17 protein-coding genes and 2 pseudogenes are annotated in these 18455 nt (G+C 70.0%); 6 read left to right on the forward strand and 13 right to left on the reverse strand.

Features of this window, described 5'->3' with window-relative positions; all coding sequences use genetic code 11:
- A pseudogene (locus tag ACERUN_RS14710) lies at positions 1 to 372 on the forward strand (HNH endonuclease signature motif containing protein); the annotation flags it as partial.
- 41 nt (positions 373 to 413) lie between these two features.
- Here ACERUN_RS14710 and ACERUN_RS14715 read toward each other — a convergent pair.
- The 4 genes from ACERUN_RS14715 to ACERUN_RS14730 all read right to left on the reverse strand — a co-directional run bounded on the left by ACERUN_RS14715 (position 414) and on the right by ACERUN_RS14730 (position 6966).
- Positions 414 to 857, reverse strand: coding sequence for a PKD domain-containing protein (locus ACERUN_RS14715; protein ID WP_370290782.1), 444 nt, complete (start codon positions 855 to 857; stop codon positions 414 to 416).
- Positions 858 to 1246: 389 nt separating this feature from the next.
- Positions 1247 to 1795, reverse strand: coding sequence for a DUF6318 family protein (locus ACERUN_RS14720; protein ID WP_370290783.1), 549 nt, complete (start codon positions 1793 to 1795; stop codon positions 1247 to 1249).
- A 250-nt stretch (positions 1796 to 2045) separates the two neighbouring features.
- The gene (locus ACERUN_RS14725) at positions 2046 to 4865 is read right to left on the reverse strand and encodes an aconitate hydratase (RefSeq protein WP_370290784.1); all 2820 of its coding nucleotides are present in this window, start codon (positions 4863 to 4865) and stop codon (positions 2046 to 2048) included.
- 208 nt (positions 4866 to 5073) lie between these two features.
- Positions 5074 to 6966 (reverse strand): ABC transporter ATP-binding protein, encoded by a 1893-nt coding sequence (locus ACERUN_RS14730; RefSeq protein WP_370290785.1) that lies wholly within the window; start codon positions 6964 to 6966, stop codon positions 5074 to 5076.
- Between the two features lie 170 nt (positions 6967 to 7136).
- Here ACERUN_RS14730 and ACERUN_RS14735 point away from each other — a divergent pair, with 170 nt between their 5' ends.
- On the forward strand, positions 7137 to 7712 hold the full coding sequence (locus ACERUN_RS14735; protein ID WP_370290786.1) for a dihydrofolate reductase family protein: 576 nt from the start codon (positions 7137 to 7139) through the stop codon (positions 7710 to 7712).
- On the opposite strand, the gene ACERUN_RS14740 is transcribed toward ACERUN_RS14735, so the two are convergent.
- Positions 7694 to 8668 (reverse strand): histone-like nucleoid-structuring protein Lsr2, encoded by a 975-nt coding sequence (locus ACERUN_RS14740; RefSeq protein ID WP_370290787.1) that lies wholly within the window; start codon positions 8666 to 8668, stop codon positions 7694 to 7696. The genes ACERUN_RS14735 and ACERUN_RS14740 overlap by 19 nt on opposite strands.
- Positions 8669 to 8765: 97 nt before the next feature.
- Here ACERUN_RS14740 and ACERUN_RS14745 point away from each other — a divergent pair, with 97 nt between their 5' ends.
- Positions 8766 to 9542 (forward strand): sulfite exporter TauE/SafE family protein, encoded by a 777-nt coding sequence (locus tag ACERUN_RS14745; protein WP_370290788.1) that lies wholly within the window; start codon positions 8766 to 8768, stop codon positions 9540 to 9542.
- Here the strand turns inward: ACERUN_RS14745 and ACERUN_RS14750 are convergent.
- Together ACERUN_RS14750 and ACERUN_RS14755 are read right to left on the reverse strand one after the other, a co-directional pair.
- A complete protein-coding gene (locus tag ACERUN_RS14750) occupies positions 9518 to 10636 on the reverse strand; it encodes a class I SAM-dependent RNA methyltransferase (protein WP_370290789.1) in 1119 nt (372 codons plus the stop codon). The two genes, ACERUN_RS14745 and ACERUN_RS14750, sit on opposite strands and share 25 nt — an antisense overlap.
- A gap of 68 nt (positions 10637 to 10704) precedes the next feature.
- On the reverse strand, positions 10705 to 12723 hold the full coding sequence (locus tag ACERUN_RS14755; RefSeq protein ID WP_370290790.1) for an APC family permease: 2019 nt from the start codon (positions 12721 to 12723) through the stop codon (positions 10705 to 10707).
- Between the two features lie 44 nt (positions 12724 to 12767).
- On the opposite strand from ACERUN_RS14755, the gene ACERUN_RS14760 reads away from it, so the two are divergent.
- The gene (locus ACERUN_RS14760; protein ID WP_370290791.1) at positions 12768 to 13433 is read left to right on the forward strand and encodes a TrkA family potassium uptake protein; all 666 of its coding nucleotides are present in this window, start codon (positions 12768 to 12770) and stop codon (positions 13431 to 13433) included.
- Between the two features lie 10 nt (positions 13434 to 13443).
- Positions 13444 to 14121 (forward strand): TrkA family potassium uptake protein, encoded by a 678-nt coding sequence (locus tag ACERUN_RS14765; protein WP_370290792.1) that lies wholly within the window; start codon positions 13444 to 13446, stop codon positions 14119 to 14121.
- A gap of 3 nt (positions 14122 to 14124) precedes the next feature.
- On the opposite strand, the gene ACERUN_RS14770 is transcribed toward ACERUN_RS14765, so the two are convergent.
- The 5 genes and pseudogenes from ACERUN_RS14770 to ACERUN_RS14790 all read right to left on the reverse strand — a co-directional run bounded on the left by ACERUN_RS14770 (position 14125) and on the right by ACERUN_RS14790 (position 16688).
- Positions 14125 to 14892, reverse strand: a complete 768-nt coding sequence (locus tag ACERUN_RS14770) for a DUF3159 domain-containing protein (protein WP_370290793.1) — start codon at positions 14890 to 14892, stop codon at positions 14125 to 14127.
- Complete coding sequence (locus ACERUN_RS14775; protein ID WP_370290794.1) at positions 14889 to 15260, reverse strand: OB-fold nucleic acid binding domain-containing protein; 372 nt, start codon at positions 15258 to 15260, stop codon at positions 14889 to 14891. The genes ACERUN_RS14770 and ACERUN_RS14775 overlap by 4 nt, the downstream gene beginning before the upstream one ends.
- A gap of 32 nt (positions 15261 to 15292) precedes the next feature.
- Positions 15293 to 15973 carry a DUF3710 domain-containing protein gene (locus ACERUN_RS14780; RefSeq protein ID WP_370290795.1) on the reverse strand — a complete coding sequence of 227 codons (681 nt, stop codon included), beginning with the start codon at positions 15971 to 15973 and terminating at the stop codon, positions 15293 to 15295.
- Positions 15974 to 16012: 39 nt separating this feature from the next.
- Positions 16013 to 16207 (reverse strand): annotated as a pseudogene (locus tag ACERUN_RS14785) (dUTP diphosphatase); the annotation flags it as partial.
- Between the two features lie 151 nt (positions 16208 to 16358).
- Positions 16359 to 16688, reverse strand: a complete 330-nt coding sequence (locus ACERUN_RS14790; protein ID WP_370290796.1) for a nucleoside triphosphate pyrophosphohydrolase family protein — start codon at positions 16686 to 16688, stop codon at positions 16359 to 16361.
- Positions 16689 to 16919: 231 nt separating this feature from the next.
- Here ACERUN_RS14790 and ACERUN_RS14795 point away from each other — a divergent pair, with 231 nt between their 5' ends.
- Positions 16920 to 18026: a DUF6602 domain-containing protein gene (locus ACERUN_RS14795; protein ID WP_370290797.1), complete on the forward strand. Its 1107-nt coding sequence runs from the start codon at positions 16920 to 16922 to the stop codon at positions 18024 to 18026.
- Between the two features lie 10 nt (positions 18027 to 18036).
- On the opposite strand, the gene ACERUN_RS14800 is transcribed toward ACERUN_RS14795, so the two are convergent.
- On the reverse strand, positions 18037 to 18455 hold a 419-nt coding region (locus ACERUN_RS14800), incomplete at its 5' end, for a transposase (RefSeq protein ID WP_370290798.1).

An 18455-nucleotide genomic window follows, 5' to 3' on the forward strand; every position in this document is an offset into this window, starting at 1 on the left:
AGCATCCTCACCCACACCGAACACGACCTCACCGCCACCGAAACCAGGCGTCTGGCCTGCAACGCAGGCATCCTGCCCGTCGTCCTCTCAGGCGCCGGGCAGATCCTCGACGCCGGCAGAACCCGCAGACTGTTCACCGGCATCCAACGCACCCTCATCAAGAACAAGCACAAACACTGCGTCGCCGAGGGCTGCGACATCCCCGTCGCCTGGACCGAGATCCACCACCTCACCCCCTGGGCAGCAAGCGGCCACACCAACCTCACCGACGGCGTCCCCGCCTGCTCACGCCACCACCACCTCTTCCACGACCCCCGCTACCACTGGCGACGACAACCCGACGGACGAATCCGCTTCCACCGACGGACGTAGACCGACCCTGATGGTCGGGAGAAGCCGGGCGGCTCGTCGGCCTACTCCCCTCGCAGTTGCGGGCGCGCCTCGACGACTCGCAGTGGCTGCGGCGTGGACGCGAGCACCAGCTGACCTGGGATCGGACGCCACGGGCCGTCGCCGGCACGGAACCTGCCGACGAAACTGGTCGCGAGCGCGACCTGGAACCGGCCGGGCCGGGGGTAGCGGTGGGCGACGTCGAGGTCGGGGTAGGGCCGACCCGGCTTGGCGGTGACGAGGCGAGCGCCGTCTCCGAAGTCCCAGGCGTAGCTCACCGGTCGGGCCTCGATCGTGACCGCCTGCGTCAGCAGGGTGGTCGTGAGCGTCTGGGTCTGCGCGCCACCGGCGAAGACGATGGTCGGGAGGTTGACCAGCGTCGCGCCGCCGGGTGGCTGGACCGTCAGCTGCGGTACCCGCCATTCGAGCCGCCGCATCGCCGTGGCCACGAGTCCCGCGGAGAGCACCGGCGGCGTGGGAGCCGCAGCCGCAGCCGCTGCGGCTCGACGAGGCCCGGGCAGACAGGCTCGGCCCGGGCGCTTCACGCCCTCCCCGTACACGGCGTAGTAGCCGCCGGCACGGCCGCCGACCGAGCAGGAGATCCCTCGCTCACAGACGCCGTTGACCCTGAGGCCGCAGACCGGTTTCGAGCGCACTGCGTGTCCGGGGCGGCCGGGGCGGCTGGCAATCTGAACGGTCTTCCGCTGTGCTGCCGGGTTCACACATCCCTCACTGACCCGGTAGAGCGTCGCCGTCGCGCGGCATCCCGACGCTGCCGCTACCTCCCTGGCTGGCAGGTCGACTACGACCAGGAGAGCTGCCACGGTCAGCAGACTGACGGCATGAAGGGCCACCCTCATCGCAAGCCCTCGGTCGCACCGACCAGCCACTTTCCTCCGACGTCAACGAGGTACATCCTCGATGTCAGTGGACCGCCCTCAAGCAACTCAACGGGCGCTGCCGACGTACGTCGGACTCGGGACTCCTCGGCCCGAACCGCTACTACCCACTGGGTCTTCGATTCCGAGCGAAGACTGAGAATCGTGGTCCTCCCGCCTTCCACAGAACCGCCGGCGGCATAGATGGACCGCACGTTCTTCGCAAAGTCCTTGCACGATTCACACTCCGGACCGCTCGCCGCGAGGAACGCGTCGGTACGACCCGATGTCTGCGCGTCATCGAGAAGCGCATACCACCGCCGGATGAACTCCTCGGCCGTCTCCCCCGGCGGCGCGACGGTGAGATCGGGGCTCGGAGCCGCCGTCGTCCTCGAGCCCGAGGAGGACGGGGACGGGGCGCCGGGCGACATGGGTGCCGTGGCGCCGGGGTCTCCCCCGCCGCCGCACGCGGCGAGCAGGCCGATGACGACCGACAGCACGGCCATCACAGGGACGCGTCTGAGCATGGAAGGTCCTCCCGAGAGTGTCACGACGACCAGGACCAGGACGTCACGGGCAACCTAACGCGCCTCCGCGGACGTGACCACCACACCGCCGTGGGCTGTGGACGACGCCGCCCACCCCCGCGCTCACCGCCCCCACGCGCTCTCGGCCGGCCATCGCCACCCGCCCCGTCGACCCGCTCACCCACTCCCGAGAACAGCACGACGGCCCGCCCCCTGCAGGGGACGGACCGTCGGGTGCCGGCTGGTGGCGTCAGCCGCGCAGCAGGTTGCGCAGCACGTACTGCATGATGCCGCCGTTGCGGTAGTAGTTCGCCTCGCCGGGGGTGTCGATGCGCACCACGGCGTCGAACTCGACGCCGGAGTCGGTGACGACCTTGACCGTGCTCGGCGTGGTGCCCTCGTTCAGCTCGGTGATGCCGCTGATCGAGAAGGTCTCCTCACCGCTGAGGCCGAGCGACTCGGCGTTCTGGCCCTCGGGGAACTGCAGCGGGATGACACCCATGCCGATGAGGTTCGAGCGGTGGATGCGCTCGTAGCTCTCGGCGATGACGGCCTTCACGCCCAGCAGCGAGGTGCCCTTGGCGGCCCAGTCGCGCGAGGAGCCGGAGCCGTACTCCTTGCCCGCGAGGACGACGAGGGGCGTGCCCTTCGCCTGGTAGTTCACCGAGGCGTCGTACACCGTGGTGACCGGGGCGTCGTCCTGCGTGAAGTCGCGGGTGAAGCCGCCTTCGGTGCCCGGCGCGATCTGGTTGCGCAGGCGGATGTTGGCGAACGTGCCGCGGATCATGACCTCGTGGTTGCCACGGCGCGAACCGTAGGAGTTGAAGTCACGCGGCTCGACGCCGTTCTCGGTGAGGTAGAGGCCCGCGGGCGAGTCCTTCTTGATGGCACCGGCCGGGCTGATGTGGTCGGTCGTGACCGAGTCGCCGAGCTTGAGGAGCACGCGGGCTCCCTCGATGTCGGTGACCGGGGTCGGCTCGTCGGGCATGCCGTCGAAGTACGGCGCCTTGCGCACGTAGGTCGACGCGTCGTCCCAGGTGAAGGTCTTGCCCTCGGGGGTGGGCAGCGAGCGCCAGCGCTCGTCGCCCTTGAAAACGTCGGCGTAGGAGGAGGTGAACATCTCCTGGTTGATCGCGCCGGCGATGGTCTCCTCGACCTCGGCCGGGCTCGGCCAGATGTCCTTGAGGTAGACCGGGTTGCCGTCGGTGTCGTTGCCGAGCGAGTCGTTGAACAGGTCGACGTCCATCGAGCCGGCCAGCGCGTACGCGACGACCAGCGGCGGGGAGGCCAGGTAGTTCATCTTGATGTCGGGGCTGATACGGCCCTCGAAGTTGCGGTTGCCCGAGAGCACCGAGACGACGGCGAGGTCGTTCTCGTTGACCGCGGCCGAGACCTCGGGGATGAGCGGGCCCGAGTTGCCGATGCAGGTGACGCAGCCGTAGCCGACGAGGTTGAAGCCGAGCTTGTCGAGGTACGGCGTGAGGCCGGCCTTGTCGTAGTAGTCGGAGACGACCTGCGAGCCGGGCGCCAGGGTGGTCTTGACCCACGGCTTGCGGGTCAGGCCCTTCTCGACGGCCTTCTTGGCCAGCAGCGCGGCGCCGATCATGACCGACGGGTTCGAGGTGTTGGTGCACGAGGTGATCGAGGCGATCGTGACGGCACCGTGGTCGAGGGTGAAGCGCGTGCCGTCCTCGAGGGTGACCTCGACCGGCTTCGACGGGCGACCGCCGTCGGTGGGCGCGGCGGAGAGGTGCGCGGTGGGCGCGGGCTCGCCGTTCGACTGCGCCGGGTCATGCGAGGGAGCGTCGGAGCCCGGGAAGGTCTCGTCGACGACCTCGTCGTAGCCGGCGGCCTCGTGCGAGTCGCCGGCGTAGTCGACCAGGGCGCCGCGGAAGGCGGTCTTGGCCTCGGAGACGAGCACGCGGTCCTGCGGGCGCTTCGGGCCGGCGATCGAGGGGACGACGGTCGCCAGGTCGAGCTCGAGCTTCTCGGAGTAGCGGGGCTCGGCCGAGGGGTCGAGCCAGAGGCCCTGCTCCTTGGCGTACTTCTCCACCAGCGCCAACTGCTCCTCGGAGCGGCCGGTGAGGCGCAGGTAGTTGACGGTCTCGTCGTCGATCGGGAAGACCGCGATCGTGGAGCCGAACTCCGGGCTCATGTTGCCGATGGTGGCGCGGTTGGCGAGCGGCAGCGCCGAGACGCCGGGGCCGTAGAACTCGACGAACTTGCCGACCACACCGTGCTTGCGCACCATCTCGGTGATCGTGAGCACGAGGTCGGTGGCGGTGGAGCCCTCGGGCAGCTCACCCGAGAGCTTGAAGCCGACCACGCGCGGGATGAGCATCGACACGGGCTGGCCGAGCATCGCGGCCTCGGCCTCGATGCCGCCCACGCCCCAGCCGACGACGCCGATGCCGTTGACCATGGTGGTGTGGGAGTCGGTGCCGACGCAGGTGTCGGGGTAGGCCAGCAGCTCGCCGTCAACCTCACGGGTGAAGACGGTGCGGGCGAGGTGCTCGATGTTGACCTGGTGGACGATGCCGGTGCCCGGGGGGACGACCTTGAAGTCGTCGAAGGCGCCCTGGCCCCAGCGCAGGAACTGGTAGCGCTCGCGGTTGCGCTCGTACTCGATCTCGACGTTGCGCTGGAAGGCCTCGGGCGAGCCGAAGACGTCGGCCATCACGGAGTGGTCGATGACCATCTCGGCGGGGGCGAGCGGGTTGATCTTGGACGCGTCGCCACCGAGCTCGGCCATCGCCTCTCGCATGGTGGCGAGGTCGACGACGCAGGGGACGCCGGTGAAGTCCTGCATGATCACGCGCGCCGGCGTGAACTGGATCTCCTTGTCGGGCTGGGCGGTCTCGTCCCAGCCGGCGAGGGCCTTGATGTCCTCGGCGGTGATGTCGGCACCGTCCTCGGTGCGCAGCAGGTTCTCGAGCAGCACCTTGAGCGAGAAGGGCAGCGAGTCGACGTCGAGCCCCTCGCCCTTCACCGCGTCGAGGCGGAAGATCTCGTAGGACTTGCCGTCCACGTCCAGGGTGCTCTTCGCACCGAAGCTGTTCTTGCTCGCCACAGGCTTCTCCGTCCTCGTCGACTGCGCTGGTCGCGCCGATCCGTCGTCTCGATCATCCTGCCGCCGCACCCCCGGCCCCGCCTAGTGAGGCTGGCCTTAGCACTGCGGCGGGCGGCCCGGCCGCCCTCGGTGATCTCTTGATATCAAGATACACCGAGGATCGGCCGAACTCCATGTACCCGTCCGCGTGGCGTCACACCGGGTGCACTCAGACCGGGTGGACGACGAGAGGCCCGTCGCCGTCCTCGGCGAACTGGGTGCGGTAGAGCTCCTCGTAGCGTCCGCCGACGGCGATCAGCTCCGCGTGGGTGCCGCGCTCCACGATGCGCCCGCCCTCGACCACCAGGATCTGGTCGGCGGCGCGCACGGTCGAGAGCCGGTGAGCGATGACGATCGCGGTGCGCCCGGCCAGCGCCTCGTTGAGCGCGGCCTGCACGGCGGCCTCCGAGGTCGAGTCCAGCGACGCGGTCGCCTCGTCGAGGACGACGACCCGCGGCTGCTTCAGCAGCAGGCGGGCGATCGTCAGCCGCTGCCGCTCGCCGCCGGAGAGGCGGTAGCCGCGCTCCCCCACCACGGTGTCGAGGCCGTCGGGCAGGCTCCGCACGAGGGGCTCGAGCCGGGCCCGGCGCAGGGCGTCCCAGAGATCGGCCTCGTCGGCCTCGGGACGGGCGAGCAGCAGGTTGCCGCGGATGGAGTCGTGGAAGAGGTGACCGTCCTGGGTGACCATGCCGACGGCCGCACGGATGGAGTCCGAGCGCAGCTCGCGTACGTCGACGTCCGCGAGGCGCACCGCCCCGGAGTCGACGTCGTAGAGGCGGGCGACCAGCTGCGCGATGGTCGACTTGCCCGCGCCGGAGGAGCCGACGAGGGCGACCACCTGGCCGGGCTCGGCGCGCAGGCTGATGCCGTGCAGCACCTCCTCGCCGCCGCGGGTGTCGAGGGTGGCCACCGACTCCAGCGAGGCGAGGGAGACCTTGTCGGCCGAGGGGTAGGCGAAGCGCACGTCGTCGAACTCGACGGCCACGGGGCCGTCCGGCACCCGCTGGGCATCGTCGCGGTCGCGGATGAGCGGCTCGAGGTCCAGCACCTCGAAGACGCGCTCGAAGCTCACCAGCGCGCTCATCACGTCGACCCGCGCGCTCGCCAGCGACGTCAGGGGTGCGTAGAGGCGCGTCAGCAGCAGGGAGAGGGCGACGACGTCGCCGGCGTTCAGCGAGCCGGAGAGGGCGAGCGAACCGCCCACGCCGTAGACGACCGCCACCGCCAGCGCCGAGACGACTGTCAGGGCGGTGACGAATGTCGTCTGCACCATCGCGGTGCGCACGCCGATCTCGGCCACGCGGCGCGCGCGGGCCGCGAACTCGACCGACTCCTCCTCGGGGCGGCCGAACAACTTGACGAGGGTCGCGCCGGGCGCGGAGAAGCGCTCGGTCATCTGGTTGCCCATGATCGCGTTGTGCTCGGCGGCCTCGCGCTGGATGCCGGCCAGGCGTCGACCCATGCGACGGGCGGGGACGACGAACACCGGCAGCAGCACGAGCGCCAGCAGCGTGACCTGCCACGAGATCCCGAGCATCACCGCGAGCGTGAGCAGCAGCATCACGAGGTTGCCGACGACGCCCGACAGCGTGGTGCTGAACGCGCGCTGCGCGCCGATCACGTCGTTGTTGAGCCGACTCACGAGCGCACCCGTGCGGGTGCGGCTGAAGAAGGCCACCGGCATCTTCTGCACGTGGTCGAAGACGCTGGTGCGCAGGTCGAGGATCAGCCCTTCCCCGATGCGCGACGACAGCCACCGCGACCAGAGGGTCAGAGCCGCGTCGAGCAGCGCCAGCCCGGCGATCGCCGAGGCGAGCCACACCACCACGTCGCGCCGGTCGCCGGCGATGATCGCGTTGACCACCTTGCCGGCCAGCACCGGCGTGGCGACCGCGAGCGCGGCCGAGGCAATGCTCACGATGACGAAGCCGACGAGCTTGCGTCGGTGCGGCCCGGCGAACTGCAGCACCCGCCGAGCCGTGGCGCGGCTGAAGGAGCGGCGCTCCTGCTCGCCGTGCATCGTGCGATAGAGCTGGTTCCAGGCGATCGACTCCATGCTCATCGTGCGCCACCGCCTTCCGGGTCGTTCGTGCTGCTCCGCTCCGAGCCCGAGCGCGGACGACGCGCCGGATCTCGGCCGTGCCGGACCAACGTCGGCGCGACCAAGCATGATTCCGCCTATGCCGCGCCGGCTGATGCCGGCGACCACCCATCATCCCCCGCGGAGGAAGCATGCGCCCGATCATCGCCACCTCGTTCGTCTCCCTGGACGGAGTCGTCGACTCTCCCGGGGGCGAGCCCGACCACCGCAGCAGCGGCTGGACCTTCCAGGACATCGACTTCATCGAGGACGCCTACGAGATCAAGGGCCGGGAGCAGGAGGAGGCCACCGCGATGCTGCTCGGCCGGGTGAGCTACCAGGCCTTCGCCCCGGTGTGGCCGGGCATGACCGACGTGTTCCCGCGCTACAACGCGCTGCCCAAGTACGTCGTGTCGACCTCTCTCGGCGAGGGCGACCTCGTCGACAACTGGGGCGAGACCACGATCCTGCGCTCCCTGGACGACGTGGCGGCGCTGCGCGAGGGCGAAGGCGGACCGATCTCGGTGCACGGCAGCGCCACGCTCGTCCGCTCCCTCGAGGACGCCGGCCTGGTCGACCGCTATCACCTGCTGGTGTTCCCGGTGATCCTCGGCGCCGGCAAGCGGCTGTTCTCAGAGACCGACAAGCCCAAGCGGATGCTGCGCCTGACCGAGAGCCAGGGTTACCCCAACGGCATCCAGAAGCTTGTCTACGAGGTCGTGCGCTGACGCGCCTGTCGGAACTGCTCCACCACCGCGGCCGGGATCCTGCCCTTGGCTGAGACCTCGATGCCCTCGGAGCGCGCCCACCGTCGAACCTCTGCCGGGGTCGGCGGGGCCTCCTCGAGCGGCGCCGCCGGCTCCAGCCGGGCCACTGCCGACTCGCCGATCGCCTCCTCCGCGAGCGCCACCCGAGCGGCGGCAAGGAACCGGTAGGTCCACTCCTGTGCCAACTTCCTCGTCTCGCAGAACACGATCGGCACGGTGGGGAAGCGCACCTGGCACTCGGCGATCAGGTCGGCCACGGTGCTGGGGCGCACCCGCTCGAGCTTGAAGATCTGCGAGTAGCGCTCCTCCACCACCACGGCCGCACGCGGCACCGCCGAGAGGTCCGTGAGCTGGAAGCGGAGCTTGCCGGAGGTCAGCGACGACACGAGGTCGTCGAGGGACTTGCGCTCGACGCTGGCGCGCAGCACGTCGTCCACGACGAGGCCGTAGTCGCCGGCCGCCAGCGCTGCGCGGCGCGTGGCCACCTGCCGGTCGGCGAAGGTGTACGGGTACCGCTCGTGGGAGTCGACGACCACCTCGAGGTCGTCGACTCCGCTCGCGCGAGCGCCCGGCACGGACACCGCCGGGCGGGCCTGCTTGGCGGTGCGGGCGGTCTGCCAGAAGATCATCTGGCGCCCGCGGGCGTTGGTGATCACGATCTGCGAGCGGTTCTCGCGACCACGGTCGAGGACGAGGTCGATCGCGGCACCGCGGCGCACGCACGAGCGCACGGGAACGCGCTCCACGATCTCCGCCTCGTCCGGCCACTCCTCGACCCGGTGGCAGTAGACCTTGCCGGTGCGGGGCCAGGTGTCCCTCGCCTTGAGGATGATGCCCTCGCCGAGCGGCACGCGGAGCACGTAGGGCAGCGAGGAGCCCTCGTCGGTGTTGCGCGCGATCAGGAAGTCGTCGGGCACGGGCGACACCCTAGCCACCAGGCGAGCCTTTCCGGACCACCTCAACCATCTCCACCATTCCGGTGGACAATCGACGCGTCGATCGATCCGAGGGGTCATGGAGCGCGAGGCCCTCGGCTTCCTCGCCGGCATGCTCGTCGCAGCCGTCACCGCACCGGTCGGCGTGTCCGGTGCGGTGTTCCTGCTGCCCGTTCAACTGAGCGTGCTGCACGTGCCCAACCCCCAGGTCACGCCCACGAACCTGCTCTACAACGTCGTCTCCGGCCCCGGAGCGCTCCTCCGCTACGTGCGCCAGCGACGTGTCGACGGGCCACTCACGCGTGCCTTGGTGCTGGGATCCGCACCGGGAGTGGCCCTGGGCGCAGCACTGCGGGTCCATGTCGTGGCCGATCCGGACACCTTCCGGCTGCTCGCGGCCGCGGTGCTGCTCCCGACCGGGCTCTTCATCCTCCTCGGACCTCGACGGCGCCGCGGCGTCGGAGCGAGCTCCGGACCCGCTCCGCGCACCGTCACCGGCCTCGCCTTCGTCGTCGGGGTGGTCGGCGGCATCTACGGCGTCGGCGGCGGCTCGATCCTGGGGCCGATCCTCGTCGGCTCGGGGATGACCGTGGCGCGCGTGGCGCCAGCGGCGCTGGCGTCGACCTTCATCACCTCGATCGTCGGAGTGGTCGCCTTCGCCGGCCTGGCCCTCACCACGCCCGGCACGGTCGCACCAGACTGGTCGCTCGGACTGGCGATCGGCGCCGGAGGCATCGTGGGCGGTTATGCCGGGGCCCGCCTCCAACCGCGGCTGCCGGAGGCGCTGCTGCGCGGTCTCCTCGGATCCCTCGCGATCGCGCTCGCGGCGCTCTACCTGGTCCAGTCGACCGTCTGAGGATCAGGTCCACCGCGGGGCGTCAGCAGTGCCACGCACTCGACGTGGTGTGTCATCGGGAACAGGTCGAAGGCACGGAGGTCGCTGAGCCCGTAGCCGTGCTCGGCGAAGATCGCGACGTCGCGGGCCAGTGCGGCGGGGTCGCAGGCCACGTAGGCCACGGCCCGCGGCTGCCGCGCGACCACCTGCTCCACCACGGCGCGCTTGGCCCCCGTGCGCGGCGGGTCGAGGACGACGACGTCGGCGACGTCCCACTCGGGCGGCATCTGACCGGCGAGCACGTCGGCGACGTCACCGGCCCGCGTGAACAGGTCGGGCGTCGTCCGGGCAGCGGCCTTCATGGCCCGCGCGTCGCCCTCGATCGCGGCGACGGCGCCGTCCGGACCGACCGCGGAGCGCAGGAAGCGGCTGAACAAACCGACGCCGGCGTAGAGGTCGAGCGCCCGCTCCCCCGGCTGCGGGGCGAGGGCGGCGAGGACGGCGTCCACGAGCGCCTCGGGCGCGCCGGGGTGCACCTGCCAGAAACCGCCGCCGGGCACGGTGAAGTGCTCCCCGCGCACCTCGAGGCGCGGGCCTTCGGGCGCCTCGAGCAGACACTCGTCGACGACCACGACCTCGTGCGAGCGGTGCTGGCGCATGCCGCGGCGACCGTCGGGCAATTCGACGTAGCGCTGGCGGGTGCGCCAGCGCAGACCGTCGGCGTCGCCCGGCACCGACTCGACCTCGACGGGCAGGTCGAGACCGGCGAGGCGCTGCAGCTGCTCGCGCACCACGGCGGCCTTGAGGCGGCGCTGGGCATCGAGCGCAACGTGCTGGAAGTCGCAGCCGCCGCAGAGCCCGGGGCCGGCGTAGCGACACGGTGCCTCGACCCGGTCGGGCGAGGGGCGCCGCACCTCGACGGCGTCGGCGCGCCAGAACCGGTCGCCCTCGGTGCCCTCGGTGATCTCGATCAGCACCTGCTCGCCGGGCAGCGCGTGGCGCACGAACACCGCGCGTCCCTCGACCCGCGCCACGCAGTGGCCGCCGTGGGCCACGGGGCCGACCTCGGCCTCGAAGCGACGCCCGACCATGCTCTCGCCGCGGGCCGTGCGCACCCGTGCGGCAGTGCGACCGCCCTCTCGCGGCGCAGCTCCACCGCGGCGACGGCGATCGGGGGCCGGACTCACCGGCGCACGCGACCGCGACGCAGGTCACCCGGGTAGGGGCGCGAGTCGTCGCGCTCCTCGCGCTCGAGCGCGATCCCCGAGGAGCGCAGCTGGTACGGCACCGAGATGACCATGACGCCGGGCGTGAAGAGCAGTCGACCCTTGAGCCGCAGCGCCGTCTGGTTGTGGAGCAGCTGCTCCCACCAGCGGCCCACGACGTACTCGGGGATGTAGACGGCCACGACACCGCGGGGGTTGGCGCGGCGGATCGCGGTGGCGTACTCGACGATCGGCTTCCCGACCTCGCGGTAGGGCGAGTGGAGCACCTTGAGGGGAACCCCGGTGTTGCGCTCGTCCCATTCCTTGAGGAGCCTGGCCGTCTCCTTGTCGTCCACCGCTACGAAGACGCCCTCGAGGGTGTTGGGGCGCGTCGCCTTGGCGAAGGCCAGCGCCCGCAGCGTCGGCTTGTGCAGCTTGGAGACCAGGACGATGGCGTGCACGCGGGTGGGCGGCGCCTTGTCGGTCTCGTCGGCGGCCAGCTCGCGCTCCACCCCCTCGTAGTGCGACTTGATGCCGCGCATGAGGGCGAAGAAGAACGCCATCGCCAGGATCGTGATCCACGCACCGGCCAGGAACTTCGTGATCAGGACGATCACGAGGACGACGGCGGTGAAGGTGAGACCGATCGCGTTGATCGTGCGCGATCGGACCATCCGTCGCCTCTCGGCCGGATCGCGCTCCGTGGCCAGGGCGCGCGTCCAGTGTCGGATCATGCCGAGCTGGCTGAGGTTGAACGAGACGAACACCCCGACGATGTAGAGCTGGATCAGCTTGGTCGTCTCGGCGTCGAAGGCGATGATCAGCACGATCGCCATCAGGGCGAGGAAGACGATGCCGTTGCTGTAGGCCAGACGGTCGCCGCGCGCGGCGAGCGCACGCGGGGCGAGGCCGTCCTTGGCGAGGATCGAGCCGAGCACCGGGAAGCCGTTGAAGGCGGTGTTGGCCGCGAGCACGAGGATCACGCCGGTGACGGTGACGACGAAGTAGAACCCCGGGCTGAAGTCGCTGAAGACCGCGCGGGCGATCTGCGCGATCACCGTGTGCTGGTCGTAGTCCTCCCCGACCGGGCGCCCGTTGAGGGTGAGGCGTTCGAGCTCGTGCGGATCGACGTACTTGATGGCGATCTGCTTGGCCAGGACGATGACGCTGATCATCATCGAGATCGCGATGAGGCCGAGAAGGAGCAGCGTGGTGGCGGCGTTCTTGCTCTTCGGGCGCTGGAAGGCCGGCACGCCGTTCGAGATGGCCTCGACGCCGGTGAGCGCCGCGCAGCCCGACGAGAAGGCGCGGGCCAGCAGGAAGAGCAGGCCGAACGTCGTCAGCGGCTCCTCCCACCCGGGCTTGGGCTCGATCTCGAGGTTGGCGCTCTCCGCGAGCGGGAGCGTGCCCGCGGACAGCTGGAGGAAGCCGTAGGCGCACATCCCGAGGATGGCCACCATGAAGAGGTAGGTCGGGATCGCGAAGAAGGACCCGGACTCGCGGATGCCGCGCAGGTTCATCGCCATGAGCGCGAGCACCAGGACGGTGCCGACCGTCGCCTCGTGGCCTTGGAACGCAGGGATCGCCGCTGCGGCGTACTGCGAGCCCGAGGAGATCGACACCGCCACGGTGAGCACGTAATCGACCAGCAGCGCGCTGGCCACCGTCATGCCCGCGGTGCGCCCGAGGTTGACCGTGGCGACCTCGTAGTCGCCGCCGCCGGAGGGGTAGGCGTGGACCGTCTGGCGGTAGGAGGCGATGACGGCGGCCATGACGAGGGCCACCGCGATGGCGATCTTCCACGACCAGACGTACTGCGCCGCGCCGGCGATGGCCAGCATGATGAAGACCTCGTCGGGGGCGTAGGCCACCGACGAGAGCGCGTCGCTGGCGAAGACCGGCAGCGCGATCCGCTTGGGCAGCAGGGTCTCCCCCAGTTGAGCGCTGCGGAGCTTGCGCCCGAGAAGGATCCGCTTGGAGACATCGCCCACACCCACGAGCGACAACGGTAGGGCATGAGACGTGCGTTAGCGTTCTCACCGTGCACGTCGTGATCATGGGCTGCGGTCGGGTCGGCTCGACCCTCGCTCGAAGCCTCGAGGACCGCAACCACACCGTGTCGATCATCGACGCCGAGCAGGACGCGTTCCGTCGTCTGGGGCCAGGCTTCAACGGCGACAAGATTCAAGGCGTCGGCTTCGACCAGGAGGTCCTGGAGAAGGCCGGCATCCGCCGCGCCGACGCCTTCGCCGCCGTGTCGAGCGGCGACAACTCCAACATCATCGCCGCCCGCGTGGCGCGGGAGACGTTCGGGATCCAGCAGGTCGTAGCCCGCATCTACGACCCCGGCCGCGCCGAGGTCTACCAGCGCCTCGGCATCACGACCGTCGCCACCGTCAAGTGGACCGCCGACCAGGTGCTGCGCCGCATCCTCCCCGTCGGCGCCGAGCCCGACTTCCGCGACCCCACCGGCACCATCCGCGTCGACCACATCCCGGCGCCTGGCGTGTGGGTGGGCGCCCGCGTGGGTCAGCTGCAGGTGCAGGGGCGCTGCCGCGTGGCGTGGATCGACCGGCTCGGCGAGGGCATCCTCCCCGACCACGACAGCATCATCCAGGAGGGCGACATGCTCCACCTGGTCACCCGCGAGGAGACCGCCCAGCAGGCGTACGACGTGCTGGCCGCCGGTCCCGAGCACGAGGGCTGAGGAGGCCGGCATGAGGGTTGCGATCGCCGGAGCCGGCGCCGTCGGCCGTTCCATCGCACGGGAGCTGATCGAGAACGGGCACGAGGTGCTCCTCATCGACAAGTCCCCCGCGTCCATCCGCCCCGAGCGGGTCCCGGACGCCGAGTGGCTGCTCGCCGACTCCTGCGAGCTGTCCTCGCTGGAGGAGGCGCGTCTCGACCGCTGCGACGTGGTCATCGCCGCCACCGGCGACGATAAGGCCAACCTCGTCACCTCGCTGCTCGCGAAGACCGAGTTCGGCGTGCCGCGCACCGTGGGACGGGTCAACCACCCCCACAACGAGTGGCTCTTCACCGAGGCCTGGGGCGTCGACGTCAACGTCTCCACACCGCGCATCATGTCGGCGCTGGTGGAGGAGGCCGTGACGGTCGGCGACCTCGTGCGCCTGTTCACCTTCCGCCAGGGCAACGCCAACCTCGTCGAGATGACGCTGCCGGCCGACTCGCCCTACGTCGGCAAGGCCAGCGGCTTGATCCCGCTGCCCGACAACTGCGCGCTCGTCACCATCCTGCGCGACGGTCAGGTCTACCTGCCGGCACCCGAGCAGCCGGTCGAGGCCGGCGACGAGCTGCTGTTCGTCGTCCCCGCGGAGGCCGAGGACGGGCTGGAGCGCCTGCTCGCGCCGTCGTCGCACCCCGAGAAGAAGTAGCGGCTAGTCGCGGCCGGTCTCCTCGGCCGCGACAGCCTCGATCGGCGTGGCGTTGCGGGCCAGGAGCCAGATCATCGCCGACCACGAGCCGATGCGGAGCACCCATCCGAGACCGGTGCGCAGGATGAGGATGAGGACGACGGCCTGGTCGGGGTCGATCGTGCCGTTGCGCCCGAGGAGCCACACCGGGCCCTGCAGGAGCACGCCGATCGCGCCCGGCAGCAGCATCACCCAGGTGAGCCGGCTGCACAGCTTCACGACCTGGCGGTCGTCGTGCCACGCGGTCGGGTCGCCCGTGACGCTGCCGAGCATGAAGCCGAGCATCGGCCACCCGACGAGGCAGCTGGCGCCCAGCACCACGGTGTAGCCGAGGCTGATGAGGATGCCGGGCAGGAAGAAGGCGAGGGCCTGGTCGGTCTCGGAGCCGCCGGAGCTCTCCGCCCACCGCACGAAGACCCAGCCGATCGCGATGCCGAAGACCGCGTTGAGCACGTACTGCGTGCTGCTGCGCTGCACGAGCCGGGCGGCCAGCGCCACACCCGCCACGACCAGGCTGGCGATCAGCGCGCCCTGCAGGTTCTTCGAGGTCAGCCACACGAGGGTGAAGACGATGCCCGGCACCGCCGCCTCCACCATGCCGCGTCGGCCACCGAGCGCGGTGGCGAGCTGGCGGCGCACGAGCGCCTCGACCGTGTCGACGCCGATGTGCGGTGCGGCCGCGGCGTCGTCCGCAGGATCGCCGGGGGCCGGCTGCTGCTGCGACCCGCTCACAGCAGCTCGTAGCGCGGGTTGTAGAGCACGCGGACGCCGTCGTGCGCGGGATCGGGGTTGCCCAGGCGCCCACGCACCTCGAGCGAGCGGCCCGGGTCGATGCCGGCGATCTGCCGGCGGCCGAGCCAGATCACGGTGACGGTGCCCGTGCCGTCGTAGAGCTCGGCCTCCAGCGCCGGGACGCCGCCGCGCGGGCGGAGGGTGACGGTGCGCAGGGTGCCGCGCAGGCACACCTGCTCGCGCGAGGGGGCCTCGCCGATGCACACGACGCCGTCGTGGCTGAAGGTGCGGCGGAGGTCGCGCGCGTCGGCCTCGTCGGGGTTGGCCCAGCGGTTGATGGTGCGGCGCAGGCGGCTCGTCGTGCTCATCGGGCGGGTGTCCGGTCTTGGGTCCGTGGAGGTCAGTCGTCGAGGCCGGGACCGACGGCGCCCTCGGCGGGGCGGGGGTTCGACCCGTCGGGCAGGGTCAGCGGGAGCTGCTCACCCACCGGCATCGCACCCGCGCCTCGGCGGACGACGACGTGGCCGACCACCTCGTCCCAAGCGGCGGCGGTCTCGGGGTCGCGGGCAGGCTCGCCGAGGAAGGTCGCCCGGAGCATCCAGCGGGGCCCGTTGACGCCGACGATGCGCGAGGTCTGCACGCCGGTCTGCCCGTCGGGCAGCGTCAGCCGCACCTCGGAGACCAGCTCGGTGCCCCAGCGCCCCTCCTGCTCGGTGGCGGTGCCGCCGCGGCGGGCGGTGTCGGCCGCGATCTGGGGACGCACCTCCTCCCAGAGGTCGCCGTGACGCGGCGCGGCGAAGGCACGCAGTTCGACCGCGCCCTCGTCGGTGGCCAGGAGCACGGCCCGCACCTCGCCGGTGGGCTCGTCGACCTGCACGCGCAGCTCGCACTCGGCGAGCGGCACCAGGGCGATCGACCCGAGGTCGATGCGCTCGAGGTCGTCGTCCTCGGGGAGCTCGTCGGCGTCCCAGGGGCCGCCGGAGGATCCGGAGGCCCCGTCGGCACCGGCCTCGTCGGGGGTGGTGGTCTGCTCACCGTCGTTGCCGACGGCCTGCTCGACGCCCTTGCGGCGCAACCTCACTGTGCTCTCCTCGTCATCGACGTCGGCCCCGAGGGCCGATCAGCCGCCGAACCCTCCGGTAGAACCGTAACCACCGCTTCCGCGCGGGGTGTCCGAGAGGGTGTCGACTGGTGTGAATCGTGCCCGCTCGACCCGCTGGATGACCAACTGGGCGATGCGGTCGCCCCGGCGCAGCACGATCGGATCGGCGGGGTCGTGGTTGATGAGCAGCACCTTGATCTCGCCGCGGTAGCCATTTCCCGACCACCAAATGCTACGCCGCAGGTCAGGGGCCGGTTTTGTGTCGTCGGCATACCGCTGACACCGCCCACAGGGGCGACGATGTCTGGTCGAACGTCGCGGCACGTCAAATGCGCTCCTCCGCATGTTCACCGACCTGCGCTACTCAACGGTTGTCGCCGGAGCCACCAAGGACGGCGCGCCGTTGACGATCCGCAAGTTTGTCGACATTCCGCTGCGCAACGTCGTCGAGCGAGAGGTCCAGGAAGTTCGCCAGAACGGCGGTGTACCACAGGACGTCGCCTAGTTCCGACGCCATATCATCGCGATCGAGTTGGGCGAGGTCGCTGTTCTTGTCTCGCACCAACTTCTTGACCTTCTCCGCGATCTCGCCCGCCTCGCCGACCAGTCCCAGGACTAGGTGCATGAACTCATCCTGGGCGTCCTTGTCGCGGGCAGTCCGCATCGCGGCTCGCTGATACTCGTCGCAGTCCACGAAGCGCACGCTATCCGGTTGACCATCGCGCCTCGCGACCCGACCGAGCTCCGTGACGGGCAGCCCGGGACGACGGCCGGGGTCGTGGACGCCGTCGCCCTCTAGGAATGATTGGTGGCGCAACGGCAAAATGTCCGTTGTCGGACGAGGGGGTGTGTTGACTGCTCCCGCTGTCGATGCGAGCAACATGGTGAGCGCGAACCGCCCGTCACTGCGTTCTAGGCTGCGCATATGAGGGAAGACATGCCGGAGAACGAACAAGACGGTTGGGACCCTCCACTGGGCAATCCCAACTCGAAAGGCTGGTTTCCGAGACGCCTCACCAAGGATTCGCTGCGGCAAGCGTTCTTCGAGCGCTGCCTTGGTGTCGAGCGGATCCTGATGTTGCGGGCGGAACTTGAGCGCCGCATGAACATCGACAACTTCGATTCTGGTCCTGGGTTCGAGGACATCTTGCGAGAGGAGATGGCCCGGCTACTACCTGACCGATACTCGGTAAGGGCCGGCGTGGTATCTGACTCTGAAGGTTTGTCGGCTGGCGACTGCGACGTCGTCATCTACAACTCGACTTGGTTCCCAGCCATCAAGGCGGGGGCGACCGAGCACTCTCGGCGTTGGCACTATCCGATTGAGGGGGTGTACGGCGTGCTTGAGGCAAAGCAGAGCCTGAGCGCCGAAACCCTGGAAGCTGCGATGCAGAAGTTGGTCACGGTGAGTCGGCTCCACGTCGATCCGCCGCCCTCGTTCAATCGGGTAGTCGAGAATCGCGGTGGCGCCTTTGCGACTGCCGATGATCCGTCGCGCGTGTTCACGGCGATCGTCGCCGGTGGTCTTGCAGAAGGCGTGGATCTGGAGGACCTCGTGCACCGCTTCGTCGCCATCAATGGGCAGCTCCCTCGCGTGCACATGGTCAAGGCTCTGGTCGTTCTCGGTGTGGGTTACGTCAGTTTCGCGACCACTGATCCTAAGACTGGCCATCAAGTTCGAGCTCGACACTCCGCGCTGGACGATGAGCTGCCGCTGTACCCGACGCTGTTTCGAGAGCGCGATGGCGAACCGTTCAGCGCGTTCTACCAGTTCGTCAGCGGTCTTTTATCCCATCTGACAGGCGCAGTTCTCTTCGCGCATGGAGTGGCGAGGAAGTATGGCGCGGAGCTTCGGCATGAAGCACCGGTGAACGACAACTGGGACATGTTGCCTCGCTCAGAGGCGAGCCCCGACCTCGAGGACGCCGCCGCGTATGAAACGGAAGGCACCGCACACACACGGGTGGAGGGCGGTGTGTCGCGTGCCGGGTCTGATGGAGGCTGGTCCACCCCGGGTTCCGTGGAGTCGTGAAGCTGGATTCTCATGCCACGGTGATGGTGTTGGTGCGCTCGAACTCTATCGGGGTGAGCATCCCGAGTTGGCTGTGGCGGCGTTGCCTGTTGTGCCAGATCTCGAGGTAGTCGAACATCGCATTGGCCAGCTCGATGCGGGTCTTCCACTTGCGCCGGTCGAGCAGCTCGACCTGCATGCGTGACCAGAACGACTCGATCATCGAGTTGTCGTAGCAGTCACCGACCGAACCCATCGACGGCACGAGACCGGACTCCTTCGCGCGGCGGGTGAAGGCCCAGGAGGCGAACTGCCCAGACTCAACCAGTCGAAGCAACACCCCGATCGTGGAGGTGTTCGTGGGACGACAGCCAGGGTGGATGGTCACGCAGACGGGACGACCGGCGATGAGGTCGCCAGGAACTCCGCCGATCCGTCGCGGCATCGAGC

This window comes from Nocardioides sp. (genome assembly GCF_964229035.1).
Lineage (GTDB): Bacteria > Actinomycetota > Actinomycetes > Propionibacteriales > Nocardioidaceae > Nocardioides.